The sequence below is a fragment of the Mycobacterium noviomagense genome, assembly GCF_010731635.1.
GTDB classification, from domain to species: domain Bacteria; phylum Actinomycetota; class Actinomycetes; order Mycobacteriales; family Mycobacteriaceae; genus Mycobacterium; species Mycobacterium noviomagense.
Window position 1 is genome coordinate 3695957 of record NZ_AP022583.1, and the last position, 14341, is coordinate 3710297.

General features: G+C 63.4%; 11 protein-coding genes and 1 pseudogene. 6 read left to right on the forward strand and 6 right to left on the reverse strand.

The features are described 5' to 3' along the window. Positions 1-11: 11 nt before the first annotated feature. Both G6N15_RS17610 and G6N15_RS17615 read right to left on the reverse strand, forming a co-directional pair. Positions 12-380 (reverse strand): SpoIIAA family protein, encoded by a 369-nt coding sequence (locus G6N15_RS17610; RefSeq protein WP_083089767.1) that lies wholly within the window; start codon positions 378-380, stop codon positions 12-14. Between the two features lie 62 nt (positions 381-442). Beyond that, on the reverse strand, positions 443-1411 hold the full coding sequence (locus G6N15_RS17615) for a 1-phosphofructokinase family hexose kinase (RefSeq protein ID WP_083089753.1): 969 nt from the start codon (positions 1409-1411) through the stop codon (positions 443-445). Between the two features lie 230 nt (positions 1412-1641). Here G6N15_RS17615 and G6N15_RS17620 point away from each other — a divergent pair, with 230 nt between their 5' ends. Then, the gene (locus G6N15_RS17620; protein ID WP_232070270.1) at positions 1642-2904 is read left to right on the forward strand and encodes a S1C family serine protease; all 1263 of its coding nucleotides are present in this window, start codon (positions 1642-1644) and stop codon (positions 2902-2904) included. 32 nt (positions 2905-2936) lie between these two features. Here G6N15_RS17620 and G6N15_RS17625 read toward each other — a convergent pair whose 3' ends face one another. Genes G6N15_RS17625 through fdxA form a run of 3 tightly spaced genes read right to left on the reverse strand, consistent with a single transcriptional unit; the run spans position 2937 to position 5099 of the window. Continuing rightward, the gene (locus G6N15_RS17625) at positions 2937-3824 is read right to left on the reverse strand and encodes a universal stress protein (RefSeq protein WP_083089754.1); all 888 of its coding nucleotides are present in this window, start codon (positions 3822-3824) and stop codon (positions 2937-2939) included. 1 nt (position 3825) lies between these two features. After that, complete coding sequence (locus G6N15_RS17630; RefSeq protein WP_083089755.1) at positions 3826-4719, reverse strand: universal stress protein; 894 nt, start codon at positions 4717-4719, stop codon at positions 3826-3828. Between the two features lie 11 nt (positions 4720-4730). Next, on the reverse strand, positions 4731-5099 hold the full coding sequence (gene fdxA / locus G6N15_RS17635) for a ferredoxin (protein ID WP_083089769.1): 369 nt from the start codon (positions 5097-5099) through the stop codon (positions 4731-4733). Positions 5100-5218: 119 nt separating this feature from the next. Between fdxA and G6N15_RS17640 the strand changes: the two genes are divergently transcribed. The 4 genes and pseudogenes from G6N15_RS17640 (at position 5219) to G6N15_RS17655 (ending at position 8987) form a co-directional block, all read left to right on the forward strand. Further along, positions 5219-6199: an Acg family FMN-binding oxidoreductase gene (locus G6N15_RS17640; protein WP_083089756.1), complete on the forward strand. Its 981-nt coding sequence runs from the start codon at positions 5219-5221 to the stop codon at positions 6197-6199. A 44-nt stretch (positions 6200-6243) separates the two neighbouring features. Next, positions 6244-7347: pseudogene (locus G6N15_RS17645) on the forward strand (3-oxoacyl-ACP synthase III family protein). Further along, positions 7331-8248, forward strand: coding sequence for a beta-ketoacyl-[acyl-carrier-protein] synthase family protein (locus G6N15_RS17650; RefSeq protein ID WP_083089757.1), 918 nt, complete (start codon positions 7331-7333; stop codon positions 8246-8248). Before G6N15_RS17645 ends, G6N15_RS17650 begins: the two are co-directional and overlap by 17 nt. 271 nt (positions 8249-8519) lie before the next feature. Next, positions 8520-8987 carry a hypothetical protein gene (locus tag G6N15_RS17655; protein WP_083089758.1) on the forward strand — a complete coding sequence of 156 codons (468 nt, stop codon included), beginning with the start codon at positions 8520-8522 and terminating at the stop codon, positions 8985-8987. A gap of 29 nt (positions 8988-9016) precedes the next feature. On the opposite strand, the gene G6N15_RS17660 is transcribed toward G6N15_RS17655, so the two are convergent. After that, complete coding sequence (locus G6N15_RS17660; RefSeq protein ID WP_083089759.1) at positions 9017-11812, reverse strand: cation-translocating P-type ATPase; 2796 nt, start codon at positions 11810-11812, stop codon at positions 9017-9019. Positions 11813-11929: 117 nt separating this feature from the next. Here G6N15_RS17660 and G6N15_RS17665 point away from each other — a divergent pair, with 117 nt between their 5' ends. Continuing rightward, positions 11930-14341 (forward strand): cation-translocating P-type ATPase, encoded by a 2412-nt coding sequence (locus G6N15_RS17665; RefSeq protein WP_083089760.1) that lies wholly within the window; start codon positions 11930-11932, stop codon positions 14339-14341.

Genomic DNA, 14341 nt, shown 5'->3' on the forward strand with positions numbered 1-14341 from the left:
GAAGTCGCCCCTCAGCGGGCCGCCCACTCTTTGGCGCGCTCGAGCTCGTCAAGGCCGAACACGGCGACCTCGCCGGGGAGCATCCAGGCCAGCGCGTGCATAGTATGGGCGACCCATTGCTTATCGGACACTATCGCGATTCGTTTGAAGGCCGAATAATGCGGCAGCACAGTGCCGAAGCCCAGCTTTAGGTCTGCGGCTAACCCGCCGTGTCCGAAGCCCTCGTAATCCGACGCGATTACCTCCACGATCCTGATCTCGCCCTTTTTGAGCAGCTGCTCTATGGCCGGCTGCAACTCGCGCAGTTCGTCACCAAGCAGCCGGCCGGAAACGCGAATACCGGTCACTCCCTCTGGCATGTTCGGCACTAGTTTGATCATCGAATTCTCCTTAAGTGTCAGAGGAACGTCTCGCTTGCTGGGTTCGTACTGTTGCTTGTCGATCACACTTCGGTTGGCTCCGGTACTATCTCGAAAAGGCGTTCCGCGTCAGCACAGTTACACGCGGCGGTGCCAGGCGTCATCAACATCGCTGCCCCCGCAGCAATTCCGAAGCGAACAGATTTGTCGATCGGCCATCCTCGACTGAAGCCGACGGTGATCGCGGCTACCATCGCGTCGCCAGCTCCGACACCGCTGACGGTGCGCACCGGCACCGACAAAAACCGTTGGCACCCATGTGGTGTCGCGAGCAGCGCACCATGCGAACCGAGTGACACCACCACGGCTTGGGCCCGGCCGCACCGGATGAACTTTAGCGCGGCTGCCACTTGCTCTGATTCGGTGCCGAGGTCAGAACCAATGCACTCGCGGAGTTCTCGCACGCTGGCTTTCAGTAGGAACACCCCGAACGTGATGTGCCTCAAGCCGCTGCCGGATGTGTCGAGGACAAGTAACGATCCCAGCTCCGCGCAGATGTCGGCGACGCGCTGATAATAATCGGCGGGTGCGCCCGGCGGCAGGCTTCCGCTGGCCACCACAAAGTCGGCCGATCTTGCCGCCAGCCGCAGTTCGTCGAGGCATTGAGCTTGTTCTGCGAAAGTCAACCGCGGACCGGGTAGCACAAACCGATACTGGTGGCCGCTGCAGGTATCATTGATCGTGAAACTCTCCCGCGTCGTGTCGGCGATCGGGATCCGACGAAATGGAACATCAGACTCGGCAACCAAATCGGCGACTAGCTGTCCGGTCTGACCGCCGGCGGGAAATACCGCAGACGCCGATGCACCAAGGGCATGAGCAATGCGGGCTACGTTGATGCCACCGCCGCCGGCGTCATACCGCGCGCCGTGACAGCGGACTTTCTCGGTGTGCCGGACGCGGTCGGCGGTCGTGGTGATATCGAGAGCCGGATTCATCGTCAACGTCACAATCCGCGATCCACTCCGCGCGGGCCGAATCGGTGGCTTCATCTCTGGTCACACTCCATTCACCGGCAACTCGATCCGACCATGTGACGGGTTTCCGCGGTAGGTACGGAAGTCCTGTGTGCTAGGGCCGTTCGTCGGGCAACTCGGCACGTCGCGAATTGCAGCGACAAACGCCCGCAGGCATTGGGACTTCGGTCCCTACTAGGACGAGCATCGCGAGGTGAAGATGTAGTCGATATACCGCGATACGAACCAATCAGTTAGGGAATAGGGTGACCCAACTCCCAGCAGCGCAGCAGCTGTCTTCGGCGGCTGCAACGGCCGGCACCGGCAATGCGCAGCGCATCATGAAGGCCGATCATCGCGAAGCGCCAAATGCCCGGCACCAGAGCCTTTCGCGCGATATCAAACTTTTTGCCGGCGCAATGGCAGTGGCGGTGATCTCCGGGATTATCGGGGCAACTGCCGTACTGGCTGTCGATCCATTCGGTGATCAACATGCTCATGGCAGCGCTTCGGCCCTGTGGCCCACGCTCGAGTCACCGGATTACTCCCTTGAGCGCGCTGTCGCCAAGGCAGTGCCCAGTGTCGTCAAACTGGAGACGGACACCGATCAGCTGTTCCAAGGCGCATCGGGTGTCGTCTGGGCCGCTGACGGGCTGATCCTGACCAACAGCAGCGAGATCGTGCCTTCCGGCGGCAAAACCGGCGGCGACGGTTCCATGAAAACGGTGGCCACTTTTGCAGACGGCCGTACGGCACCGTTCAGCGTGGTGGGGCTGGACTTAGCGAGTGATCTGGCAGTTGTTCGTGCACAAGGAGTTTCCGGGCTCACACCGATCACGGTCGGCTCTTCAGCCAATCTCCACGTGGGTCAGAAAGTGGCTGCGGTCGGGTCTCCATTGGGCCTGCAGAGCACCGTAACGACGGGTGTCATCAGTGCGTTGCACCGCCCTGTACCCACCATCGTCGACTCCTCCGGCCGGGAGACCGTGCTCGACGCGATCCAAACCGACGCGTCGCTCAACCCGGGGAGTTTGGGCGGCGCGCTGATCGACAACAACGGCGAACTCATTGGCGTCACTGCTGTGATCGCCGCGACCGGCGCCAACTTGCTCTTTGGGCCGAGTGGTTCAAATGGGCTCGGGTTCGCTGTTCCGGTCGATCAAGCCAAGCGAATCGCACGCGAGTTGATCACCACCGGCAAAGCGTCGCATGCCTATCTGGGTGTGCGAATGATCGCAGACGATACTCATGGCGCCAAAGTCACTGAGACGCAACCTGGTAGCCCCGCCGCGGCGGCCGGCTTGGTACCCGGGACGGTGATCACCATGGTGGACAACCGAGTGATCGCGACCTCGGCGGCGGCGGTTGCGGCAATCCTGTCGAAGGCTCCGGGCGACACTGTGACGCTCACCTATACCGATACCGCGCGCAATCCGCGCACCACACGGGTGGTGCTCGCCTCTGACCGTGAGTGGCCCGCCGACCACGAAATCATCGTGACCGGCAGCTCACGCTTTCCCTCTGCGTGACCAGATGTTGGACAGCAGCACGATGTTGCGGTTTAGTGCTGGCGGGCCACGATGACCGGTATGCGGGCCGCGTTCACTACCGCCGTGCTCACCGAGCCCAGCAGCATCCCCGCGAATCCGCCTCGGCCGCGGCTACCAACCACGACGAGTTGGGATGACTGGGCTTGATCGATCAGATGAAGGGCGGGGTGGCCCGACACAATCCGGCGATCCACGCTGACGTCGGGATAGCGTTCCTGCCAGCCCGCCAGGCGTTCAGCTAATGCCGCCACCGCCCCCGCCTGTTGCGCTGACCATTCCGCCGTGCCGATCTCGTACACGTCGGCATCACTCCAGGCATGCAGTGCAATCAATCCCACGTCACGCCGGGACGCCTCGTCGAAGGCGATTGCGGTGGCCAACTCCGAGGCCGGCGAGCCGTCGATGCCAACCAAGACCGGCAGTTGTGAGGGCTGCGGCGCGAACGGATCCTCCTGGTGGACCACCGCCACCGGGCAGCGGGCGTGGTAGACCAGTCCGGTGCTGACCGAGCCCAGCAGAACTCGATCTAATAAACCCCGCCCCCGGCGCCCCACCACCGCCAGCTGCGCATCCTTGGACAGATCAACAAGCGTCGCAACGGGCGGCCCCGACACCACTTCGCGATCGATCTGAGGGCGCGCTCCGTTTTGGAGGCTGTCTTCGACCACTTTTACGGCATCGTCGATGATCTTCCGACCGAATGCCTGCAGCTCTTCGCTGGGTTCGGCGGATCCGCCGAACACCGCTGGGCCCCATCCCTGCGCGAAGATGACATGGACCAGGGTCAACGGGGCGTTGCGCATCGCCGCCTCATGTGCCGCCCAGCGTATCGCCACTCTGGATGGCGACGACCCGTCGACGCCCACCACGACCCCCGAATGGGTGTCCTGCCTAGTCATTTCATGCTTCTCCCAAGCGCGGACGTACAACGATCACAGGGACTTCCGCGGAATGCGCGACGGCCGAGCTCACAGAGCCCAACAGCTTGCCGGGGAACCCGCCGCGGCCGCAGCTACCGACCACGACCAGTTGTGCGCGGCGGGACTCTTCGAGTAGCCAGCGGGCCGGCTTGTCGCATACCAGCCGGCGGTGAACTTTCACGTCGGGGTATCGTTCTTGCCAACCCGTCAGGCGTTTCGCGAGGACACGTTCGCCTTGGGCCTCGTAATCGCGCCAGTCCATCCCGAGTATGGGGAAGACACCGACATCGCTCCACGCGTGCAACGCGACAAGAGGCACCCCCCGCAGCGACGCTTCGTCGAAGGCCAAGGCGGTGGCCGCCTCTGACGCGGCGGACCCGTCGATGCCCACCAGCACCGGCGCATTCTGGTCGACCTCCATGGCGTCATCATCGCGGATGATGGCGACCGCACCGTAAGCGTGGTGGAGCAGGCCGTTGCTGACCGAGCCGAGAAGGAAGCGGCCGAACGCGTCCATCCCACGACTACCCGCAACGGTCATCGTGGCCTGCGCGGATGCCGAGACGAGTGCACGCACGATATCGGAATGGATGACCTCGGTGCGCAGGTCGAGCGATTGCGGTTCAGTCACACTCGCTAACACAGCCTTGTGTGCCTGCTCGATCACGTTGCCGGCGTTCTGCTCTCGCTGCGCAGAAATTTGTGCCTGCCTTGACGGACTGGGCCAGTCGGGGATAAGGCCAACCACATGCATCAACGTGATTCGCTCGGCACGCATGACGGCTTCACGACTTGCCCAGCGTACCGCGGCATCCGACTCCGCCGAGCCGTCGACGCCGACCAGTATCCCGTACTCCGTTGTCGACTCTGCCATCTCGCTTGTTCTCAACCATCCGGATGGGTATGTGAGCACGATTCCGGTTGCGGCAGCGCGGCGACCAATGGTGTATCAACACCAACCCGACCCAGGACAGCAGCGCCACCCGGGGCGCCAAGAGGTGCACTACGGCCCGGTAAGACCTCGCTGAAGAACGCGGCGTTGTCGGCAAGGTGCTGTTGCTGGTCCGCCGGCAGATCAGTTTCGTAATAGATCGCCTCCATACGGCAAATTAGCTTGCATGCACCGCAATCCACGCACTCGTCGGGGTTGATGTAGAGAGAACGAGCTCCTTCGTAGATGCAGTCCACCGGGCACTCCTGCACACACGACTTGTCCATCACGTCAATACATGCCCTGCCGATCACATAAGTCATGGCAAAAGCGTACCCATGGTGCGCCGCTGTCCTAGGGGGCCAAAAGCCCGTTTCCACGAGGACCAACGGCCCTGGCGTACCGCTGCCGAATCCTTACTGTCGAAAGGGGAGTGGTTGAGATGACGCATAAGGTGCTTGAAACGGATGTGATCCGCGATGCGGTGATGTTGGCTTGCCGTGCCCCTTCCCTACATAACAGCCAGCCCTGGCGTTGGGTCGCCGAGTGCCAACAACTCCAGCTGTTCGCCGACCGCGAAGAGCTGTTGCCGACCATCGACCCATCAGGCAGAGAGCTGCTACTGAGCTGTGGCGCGGTACTTGATCACCTGCGCGTGGCGATGGCAGCCGTTGGCTGGGAGGCCACCATCGAGCGGTTCCCGGATCCTGGTAAGGCCGATTTTCTGGCGGCCCTCCGGTTCACCCCGCAGGCGGTAACCGATGCGGACCGGGAGCGGGCCGGGGCAATCCTGCGGCGAAGGACCGATCGGTTACCGTTCGCCGAGCCAAGGAGCTGGGATGCATTAGAACAGCGCCTGCGTGGCCGCTTGGACGATGGTGCGGTGATGCTCAGCGTGATATCCGACGATGCTCGTGAACAGCTGGCTGAGGCGTCGCGGCTCACAGAAGCGATCCGCCAGAACGATCCGTCATACCAATCCGAACTACGCTGGTGGACATCGCCATTCGATCTGGATCACGGAGTACCGCCCAGCTCGCGAGTGTCTGCTTCGGAGGCGCGCCGTGTTGATGTGGCACGAGGCTTCCCGACCACGGGATACGAAGACCGGCGTGCCGCCATCGGTGCCGACCACTCCAAAATCCTGGTGCTGTCCACGCACGGCGACACCGGCCCGGAAGTTTTGCGGTGCGGTGAGGCGTTATCCGCTGTGTTGCTTGACTGCACGATTGCCGGGATGGCGACGTGCACGCTCACGCACATGACCGAAGTGACTCCGGCCCGGGAATTGATCCAGCGGCTGACCGGACAGCCCGGCCTGCCGCATTTATTGATTCGGGTGGGCCGGATACCGAGGGTCGAGCCGCATCCTCCAGCCACGCCCCGGCGCCCGCTGAGCGACGTCCTGGAGCTTCGCCGCTGACGTTGGTGCTGGGCCTGCCTGGTTACGAGAGGTGGTGATTGGCGGTGCGAACCCACTGGCTGGTGATGGACGTCGCGGGCAATGGAGGTGCAGCCGCGTATAGCACACGAGTGGCCGGGGCAGGCCGGCATTTGCCCGCCACGCACCTCACCACAGACGAATTGATGTCCACCACGCGCCATCACACCCATATTGACTTGGAGCGGCTGACCGGCATACGTGAGCGTCGCGTCTCAGTCGGAGATGAGGACTCCTACAGCCTGGCGACTTCGGCGGCGCTCGACTGCCTGGCCCGGGCACAGCAGGATCCGGTGGCGATCGACGTCGTGATCAACTGCAGCATCACGAAGTTTCGCGGTGGCCTTACCCAGTGGCTGGAACCCTCGATGAGTATTGCTGTCGCCCATGGGATCGGCGCTGAGAACGCGATGACCTTCGACGTCTCCAACGCTTGCGCCGGAATGCTGACCGGTGTCACGGTGCTCAACAACTGGATCCGGCAGTGAACCGTCGAGCGGGGGCTGGTTGTCAGCGGCGAATACATTTCCCCGCTCGGTAAAAACGCAGCCCGGCACATCCGCAACATCATGAGCAAAGAGCTTGCCTCGCTGACCCTCGGTGACGCGGGAGCGGCCCTGCTGCTCGAACGTGCGCCCTCTGGATCGGGTGGCATCAGGCTGGCCGGGTTCACGACCGTCGCGGACTACAGCCGACTGTGCCTGGCCTACCCCAAGGGCCGCGATCCGGGTGCCCGGATGTTCACCGATTCTCGCGGTATTCACCGCGCTGCAATGTCGAATACCCCGCTGTTGCTGCACGAAGTCTTAGACACGGCAGGCATTTCCATCCATGACATCGACCATGTGATCACCCACCAAACGTCGGCGCGCGCCATCCGCAAAGGCATGGCGGCGATGGCGGCGTCTTTCGGTGAGAGCCCTCGCCATGACGCGGTAATCACGGTGGATCGGTACGGTAACACCGCCTCGACGACCCATACGGTGGCCCTTGTCGAAGAACTCGAAGCAGGACGCATCCAGCCGGGCGAGACGGTCGCGCTGATCGCTTTGGCATCAGGCCTGGAGATCGGCGTCATTCTTCTCACTTTGGACGAAGATCTGGTGAAGCGTTATGGGCACAGTCATTGAGCGAATCGAGATCACCAGTGGCGGTTGGCGCTCCCGTCATAGCGCGCTGCGACTGGCCGTCGCGGCGGCCAAGAAATGTCTGCAGTTGTCTGGGCGAGACCCCGACGACGTCGACCTTTTGGTCAACGCCGGGGTTTACCGCGACAGGAATCTGGGGGAACCCGCGCTTGCCGCCCTCATCCAAGAGGACATCGGCGCCAATGTGGAGGATCCCCATGCCGACGCGCACGGGACGTTCTCCTTCGACATCGCCAACGGCACCTGCGGCATACTCACCGCCTTGCAGATCGTCGACGGATTTTTGCGTTCGCGCACCATCGGTTGCGCTCTGATCGTGGCCAGCGATGCTGATCCCGGACACGGGATGAGCGAGCACTTCCCATTCTCGCCGGTCGGCGCCGCACTGTTGTGCAGTTGGTCTGGCGACGGCGACGGCTTGGGGCCATTTCACTGGGCGAACTGCCCCGACGACGGAGAGAGCTTCCACGCAACAGTGGGGCGCGGAGACGCACGTAACGTGCTGCGATTCGGCGAATCGACTACGAAGGGACGGGAGTTGGCCGCTGCCGGCGCGGAGGCGGCTCGCGGCTGCCTCGCCAAGTGCTCGCTTGGAATTGAGGACCTCGATGCGATCGTCGCCGCTCCAGGCCTGCGCGGCTACCGCACTGCGCTCGCGGCCGAACTGGGCGTGCCGGTCGAACAGATCACCGTCGCAGCCGATGAAAGGATCCACACCGGCTCGCTGGCAGCGGCGCTACACCGCGGTGCTCGTCTGCTTCCCACGGGCGCGCCGGTTCTGGTCATCGCTGCCGGCGCAGGGATCACGGCTGGCGCGGCACTGTATTGCCAGCCCAGCCGAGTGTGGTCGACAGGAACGACACCGCAACTGTCCGGTGCCTGATGGATTTTCGAAACGGGTAGGCACCACGATGCGCTCTAAACACCCCCGCATTCCGGAGCATAAGCAGTTGACGCGCTTGCAGCTGTATATCATCGCATCGGCCATGTGGCCGTGGCTTTCTCATCCGTTACGGCTGCACAATTCGACATGCCAATAGATCCATAGGTTGGGCGAACGGCACAAGATCGCGGGACTTCGGTCCCTATCGGTGGTAACCCGTCAGGTGGTCGAATGGCGGCTGCAAAGATCGGCCAGAGGAAAGGCAATAGCAATGACCTCCTTACCACAATCCCAAGCCAGAACGCTCATGTTCGCCCGCGAGATCGGTCCATTCCTCGTTATCGTCACGGCCACAGCCGTCGCTCGCACCTCGGAAATGCGAGCCCTCCTGTCGGAGTTCGGCGCAAACTTCGTGTGGCCATGGGTAACTGGCGCATTCGTTCTGCTGATCGGCCTGGTCGTGGTCGCTCTTCACCCGTATTGGCGAGGTGCCGCAGCGGTTATCGTGTCGGTCCTGGGCTGGTTGACGGTGTTAAAGGGACTGTTCCTCATGGCATTTCCCCGCACCTTCATTTTGGTCGCCGTGCGTGCGCTCGACGCGACTATGTGGTGGTGGACGGCGTTCGTGGTTATGGGCCTGATCGGGCTGTATCTGACGTATGTTGGCTGGACTCTCGCTGCGAGTCGGCCCACGTCCCAGGCGACGCGTTCGGCGCCGGATCTTCCGCGCGCCGCCTGATCAAGCAGCCGCGTCCCCTTCAACGAGGGCTAAACGGGCGTGACCTGACCCCTAGCATCATGCGCTAGCTCCCGCTTGCGATGTTGCCGGTTTCGTGAGCGGCGTAGCAGGTAGCGACGGAGTTCGTCCGCGCCCCACACCACGAACGGGAACGGCAACAGCACCAGCAGATCGGGCGCTGGCAGCGCCTCGGTCCCCAACAGGGTCTGCAGTGGCGGGCCGTAGACGAGGATCGCGGCCAGCACGATTTCGGCGGCGATGCCGGCAAGCAGATACTTGTTGCTGAATATTCCTACCGACCGCAGTGAGGCGCGCTGAGTGCGCACAGCAAAGGCCGTGCCGATCTGCCCTGTGATCATGCCGAGAAACGTCATGGTCGTCGCTTGCCGGTAAACGTGATACATCGGTGTACCGACATCGACCGGCACGCCGGGGTGCCAGCCCGCTTTGAGCAGAACGTAGAAGTAGCCGCCCAACGACAATCCGGTGACTACCACACCAAGGAACAACCAGGCGCGCAGCAGCATTGGCATACGGATCACGCCTTCATTACGGGGCCGTGGTGGCCGCTGCATGATGCCGGGCTCGGCTGGTTCGCGGCTGAGCGATAGCGCCGGCAGGGTTTCGCTTCCGACGTCGAAGGCCAGAAGCTGGAGGATCGTCAGCGGCAGGGGGATGGCACCGCCGCTGAGCGCAAACAACAGGAAAGGGACCACCTCCGGCACCGCGTGCGCAAATATGTAGACGATGAACTTGCGCACGTTGTCGTAGATGCGCCGACCGGCATGCACCGCGGTGACAATCGAGCCGAAGTCGTCGTCGGTAAGTACCATCGTCGCAGCTTCTCGGGCGACGTCGGTGCCCGAAAGTCCCATCGCCACACCGATATCGGCGCGTCGCAGCGCGGGGGCGTCGTTGACACCATCGCCGGTCATTGCGACCACATGGCCTTCGCCGCGCAGCGCCTCGGCGATGTGCAGCTTGGCCTCCGGTGAGGCGCGGGCGAAGATCACCTCTGGCTGATCGCGGATCAGCGCGGCCAGTTGGTTCTCGTCGAGTTGTTCGAATTGTTCGGCGGTGACGACGGTGGGGTGCGGGCCCGTGATGCCGATCCTTTCCGCGATGGCGGCCGCGGTCAAGGGGTGATCGCCGGTGATCACGATAATCCGGATGCCTGCGGTATGGCATTGCGCCACGGCGTCTACGATGCCCGGCCTAGGGGGATCCAGCATGGCGATCAAACCGGTAAGGCACAGATCCTGTTCAGCAGTGCCTCGGCGGTGCGGCACCCGCTGCTTCGCTGGCAGCTGACGCTGCGCGAAACCGAGAACCCGTAATCCCTCGGCCGCGAAGGAGTTGACCGCGTCTTCGATACGGCTTCGTTGGAGCTCGTCGAGCGGCTGCGGCTTTCCATCGCTGTCGAGTATGTGGCTGCATCGCGGCAAAAGCGCCTCCGGCGCACCTTTGGTATGCACGACCGGTGGCCCGGCATCCAAACGGTCAATGGTCGACATCAATTTCACTTCGGGGTCGAAGTGAAATTGCCAGCGCCGGTGCGCTTCTCGGACCGCGACATCGCTCACGGCGCCGAGACTGCGGGCCGCCGAGAGCACCGCGACCTCGGTAGGATCGCCGACCGGGCCGTTTTCGTCGTCGATTCGAGCGTTGTTACAGCTCGCTGCGATAAGACCGAGCGACTCAAGTGTGGGCGACGACCGAGTGTCTACCTGGCGCTCATGGGTGTCGAGCTCGATTCGGCCGGCGGCCGTCCATACCGCCACGGGGGTCATGCGGTTTTGGGTGAGGGTTCCAGTCTTGTCGGTGCAGATCACATCAGTCGAGCCCAGCGTCTCCACCGCGGAAAGACGTTTCACCAATGCACCGCGATTCGCCAACTCCCGCACCGCCACCGCTAACGCCAGGGTGATCACCGGCAGCAATCCCTCGGGCACCATGCCGGCCAGCAGGCCGGCGGCGAACACCAACGAGTTGACCACAGTCAGGTGGGCCGCAAGCGTGGCCACGGGGATAAACGACAAGCTGAGCATCACTGATACCGCCGCGATCAGCCATGCTGCCCGCCTGACTTGACGCTCCAGCGGGCTGGGATCGCTTTTGACACGCTCGGACAGGGCCGCGATCCGGCCGATCTCGGTCGCCATGCCCGTGGCAAATGCGACCCCACGGGCCTGACCCCCTGTGCAGCTGGTCCCGCTGAACACCAACTCGTGTGCGCTCATCAGTGGAACATTCACGTCCAGTAGTGCCGCCGAGCGCAGTGTGGGTACCGATTCGCCGGTCAGCGCAGACATATCCACCTCGATCGCGCCGGTTAGCAACCGGGTGTCGGCGGCAATCCGATCGCCCTCCTCAATCACCACGATGTCGCCAGGAACCAGTTGCGTCGCGTCGATTTCGACGATGGCACCGTTGCGGACCACCTTCGCCCGTTGCGGAAGGTATTTGGCGAGCGCCTCCACCGCCCGCTCGGCCTGCACTTCCTGTACGAAGGAGAAGGCGGCGTTCAGCATGATGATCAACACCACAGCGGCTGCCACCACATGAGAGCCCACGACCAGCAGCAGTCCGGCGGCCACCCACAGCAGTAAGGCCAGCGGATGGGTCAGCTGACGCACCAACGCCTGCGGCCATTCGCGGCCGCGCCGTCGCTGCAACTCGTTCGGCCCGAACTGCAACAGGCGTCGCTTGGCCTCGGTTTCAGATAGCCCTTCGGGCGTGCTGTGCAGGTCACGCAGCAGGAGATCCGCGGTCTCTTCCGGATCAAGCGTCGACGGGGAAACCCACTCGTGGTGTTGGCTTCGCACCTGGCCATCCTGGCAACCGCGCAGCCCGTCAGCCAGAGGCCGATGCCAGCGTCTCGAGTGACTTTCGGCCTTACGAATGAACAGATTCGCGGGACGTGATCGATAGGGTTGTCATTCATGTCGACGTCGCTCGTCGCCGGCCTCACCGACGCTGAAGTGGCCCGTCGGGTCGCCGACGGCAAGATCAACGACGTCCCCGGCCGCGCGACGCGCACCGTGGCCGACATCGTGCGCGGCAACGTCTTCACCCGAATCAACGCGATCCTCGGCGTGCTGTTAGCCATCGTGCTGGCGACGGGCTCGCTCATAAACGGCTTGTTTGGTTTTTTGATCATCGCCAACAGCGTCGTCGGCATGGTGCAGGAATTACGTGCCAAGCAGACGCTGGACAAACTCGCGATCGTCGGGCAGGCCAAGCCGCAGGTGCGCCGTGCAGGCCAGACACGTGAACTGTTGCCGAATGAAGTGGTGCTCGACGACATCATCGAGTTGGGGCCTGGCGATCAGATTGTGGTCGACGGCGTGGTGGTCGAGGAATCCGGTCTGGAAGTCGACGAGTCCATGCTCACTGGCGAGGCAGACCCGATTTTGAAAGACGTCGGCGACGCGGTGATGTCTGGCGGTTTCGTCGTTGCCGGAGTTGGTGCCTATCGAGCTACGAAGGTCGGGCGCGACGCCTACGCGGCCCGGCTGACCGAGGAGGCCAGTAAATTCACCCTCGTCCACTCGGAATTGCGCACCGGGATCAACAAGATCCTCCAATTCATTACCTATCTACTGGTTCCCGCTGGGTTGTTGATCATCTACACCCAGCTCTTCACTACCCGGGTCGGCTGGCGGGAATCGGTGCTGCGCATGGTGGGGGCGTTGGTGCCGATGGTTCCTGAAGGTCTAGTGCTGATGACGTCGATCGCGTTCGCGGTGGGCGTGGTTCGTCTCGGCCGGCGCCGGTGCCTGGTACAGGAGCTGCCTGCGATCGAGGGCCTTGCCCGCGTCAACGTGGTGTGCGCCGACAAGACCGGCACGTTGACCGAGAACCGGATGCAGGTAGCCGATTTACAGCGGCTGGACACCGCACCAGGCGTCGGCACGATCATCGATGCGCTGGCATCAATGGCCGCCGGCGACCCCCGACCCAACGCCAGCATTGAGGCGATCGCCGAGGCCTACCGCAATCCGCCGGGTTGGACGGTCACGGCGACCGCCCCGTTCAAGTCCGCCACGAAATGGAGCGGGGTGTCCTATCGCGACCACGGCAACTGGGTTCTGGGCGCGCCCGACGTGCTGTTGGACCCGTCGTCAGCGGTCGCCGAGCGGGCCGACGAAGCCGGATCGCGCGGGCTTCGGGTGCTGCTGCTGGGCTGCACCGACCTGCCGGTCGACCATCCCGACGCGCCCGGCCGCGTCGTGCCGGCCGCTTTACTCATGCTGGAACAGCGCGTTCGACCCGACGCGCGGGCGACATTGGATTACTTTGCGCGACAAAATGTCTCGGTTAAGGTCATCTCGGGTGACAACGCCATATCGGTCGGGGCAGTGGCTTCAGCGCTGGGACTTTCCGGGCAGACGCTGGACGCGCGCAAGTTGCCCAGCGATGCCGATGAACTGGCCGACACCCTCGAGCAGTACTCCACCTTCGGCCGGGTGCGCCCCGACCAGAAGCGTGCGATAGTGCACGCCTTGCAATCCCGCGGCAACACCGTCGCGATGACCGGTGACGGCGTCAACGACGTGCTGGCCCTCAAAGACGCGGACATCGGCGTCGCGATGGGAGCGGGAAGCCCGGCGTCACGCGCGGTCGCCCAGATTGTGCTGCTGGACAACAAGTTCGCCACACTGCCCTATGTCGTCGGCGAAGGGCGCCGCGTGATCGGCAACATCGAACGCGTTTCCAACCTGTTCCTGACCAAGACCGTGTACTCGGTACTATTGGCGCTGCTGATTGGCATTGGCGGTCTGGGCGCCAGAGCCTTCGGGATTAACGTGTTGGCGTTTCCGTTTCAGCCGATCCAAGTGACCACCGCCGCCTGGTTCACGATCGGGGCCCCTGCGTTCATCCTGTCGCTTGCGCCGAACAATGAGCGCGCACAGCCCGGTTTCGTGCGCCGCGTGGTAACGGCCGCCGTGCCCAACGGTGCAGTCGCCGGTGTCGCTACCTTCGTGTGTTATCTGTTGGCTTTTCGAGGGGCGGCCGCGACTCCGGTGCAGCAGATGCAGGCATCGACGTCGGCGCTGATCACCCTGCTGGTGATCGCGGTGTGGGTACTGGCGGTGGTGGCCCGGCCCTACACCTGGTGGCGGGCGCTGCTAGTTGCCCTCTCCGGCGCCGCGTACGTAGTGATTTTCAGCATTCCCTTGGCCCGCGAACAGTTCATGCTGGATCCGTCAAACATCGCGTTGACCGCCATTGCGCTGGGGATCGGCGTGCTTGGCGCCGCGGTTGTCGAAGCACTGTGGTGGTGGCAGGGTTCAGCGAGTGGAGCCCACCCACGCTTGTGGCGTCGGCCCGAAGATTGCCCGTCTTGCTGA

Excerpts from the sequence above, each read along its gene's own strand:
- G6N15_RS17610 (WP_083089767.1), bottom strand. The coding sequence starts at position 380 with ATGATCAAACTAGTGCCGAACATGCCAGAGGGAGTGACCGGTATTCGC.
- G6N15_RS17615 (WP_083089753.1), bottom strand. The coding sequence starts at position 1,411 with ATGAAGCCACCGATTCGGCCCGCGCGGAGTGGATCGCGGATTGTGACG.
- G6N15_RS17625 (WP_083089754.1), bottom strand. The coding sequence starts at position 3,824 with ATGACTAGGCAGGACACCCATTCGGGGGTCGTGGTGGGCGTCGACGGG.
- G6N15_RS17630 (WP_083089755.1), bottom strand. The coding sequence starts at position 4,719 with ATGGCAGAGTCGACAACGGAGTACGGGATACTGGTCGGCGTCGACGGC.
- fdxA (WP_083089769.1), bottom strand. The coding sequence starts at position 5,099 with ATGACTTATGTGATCGGCAGGGCATGTATTGACGTGATGGACAAGTCG.
- G6N15_RS17640 (WP_083089756.1), top strand. The coding sequence starts at position 5,219 with ATGACGCATAAGGTGCTTGAAACGGATGTGATCCGCGATGCGGTGATG.
- G6N15_RS17650 (WP_083089757.1), top strand. The coding sequence starts at position 7,331 with ATGGGCACAGTCATTGAGCGAATCGAGATCACCAGTGGCGGTTGGCGC.
- G6N15_RS17655 (WP_083089758.1), top strand. The coding sequence starts at position 8,520 with ATGACCTCCTTACCACAATCCCAAGCCAGAACGCTCATGTTCGCCCGC.
- G6N15_RS17665 (WP_083089760.1), top strand. The coding sequence starts at position 11,930 with ATGTCGACGTCGCTCGTCGCCGGCCTCACCGACGCTGAAGTGGCCCGT.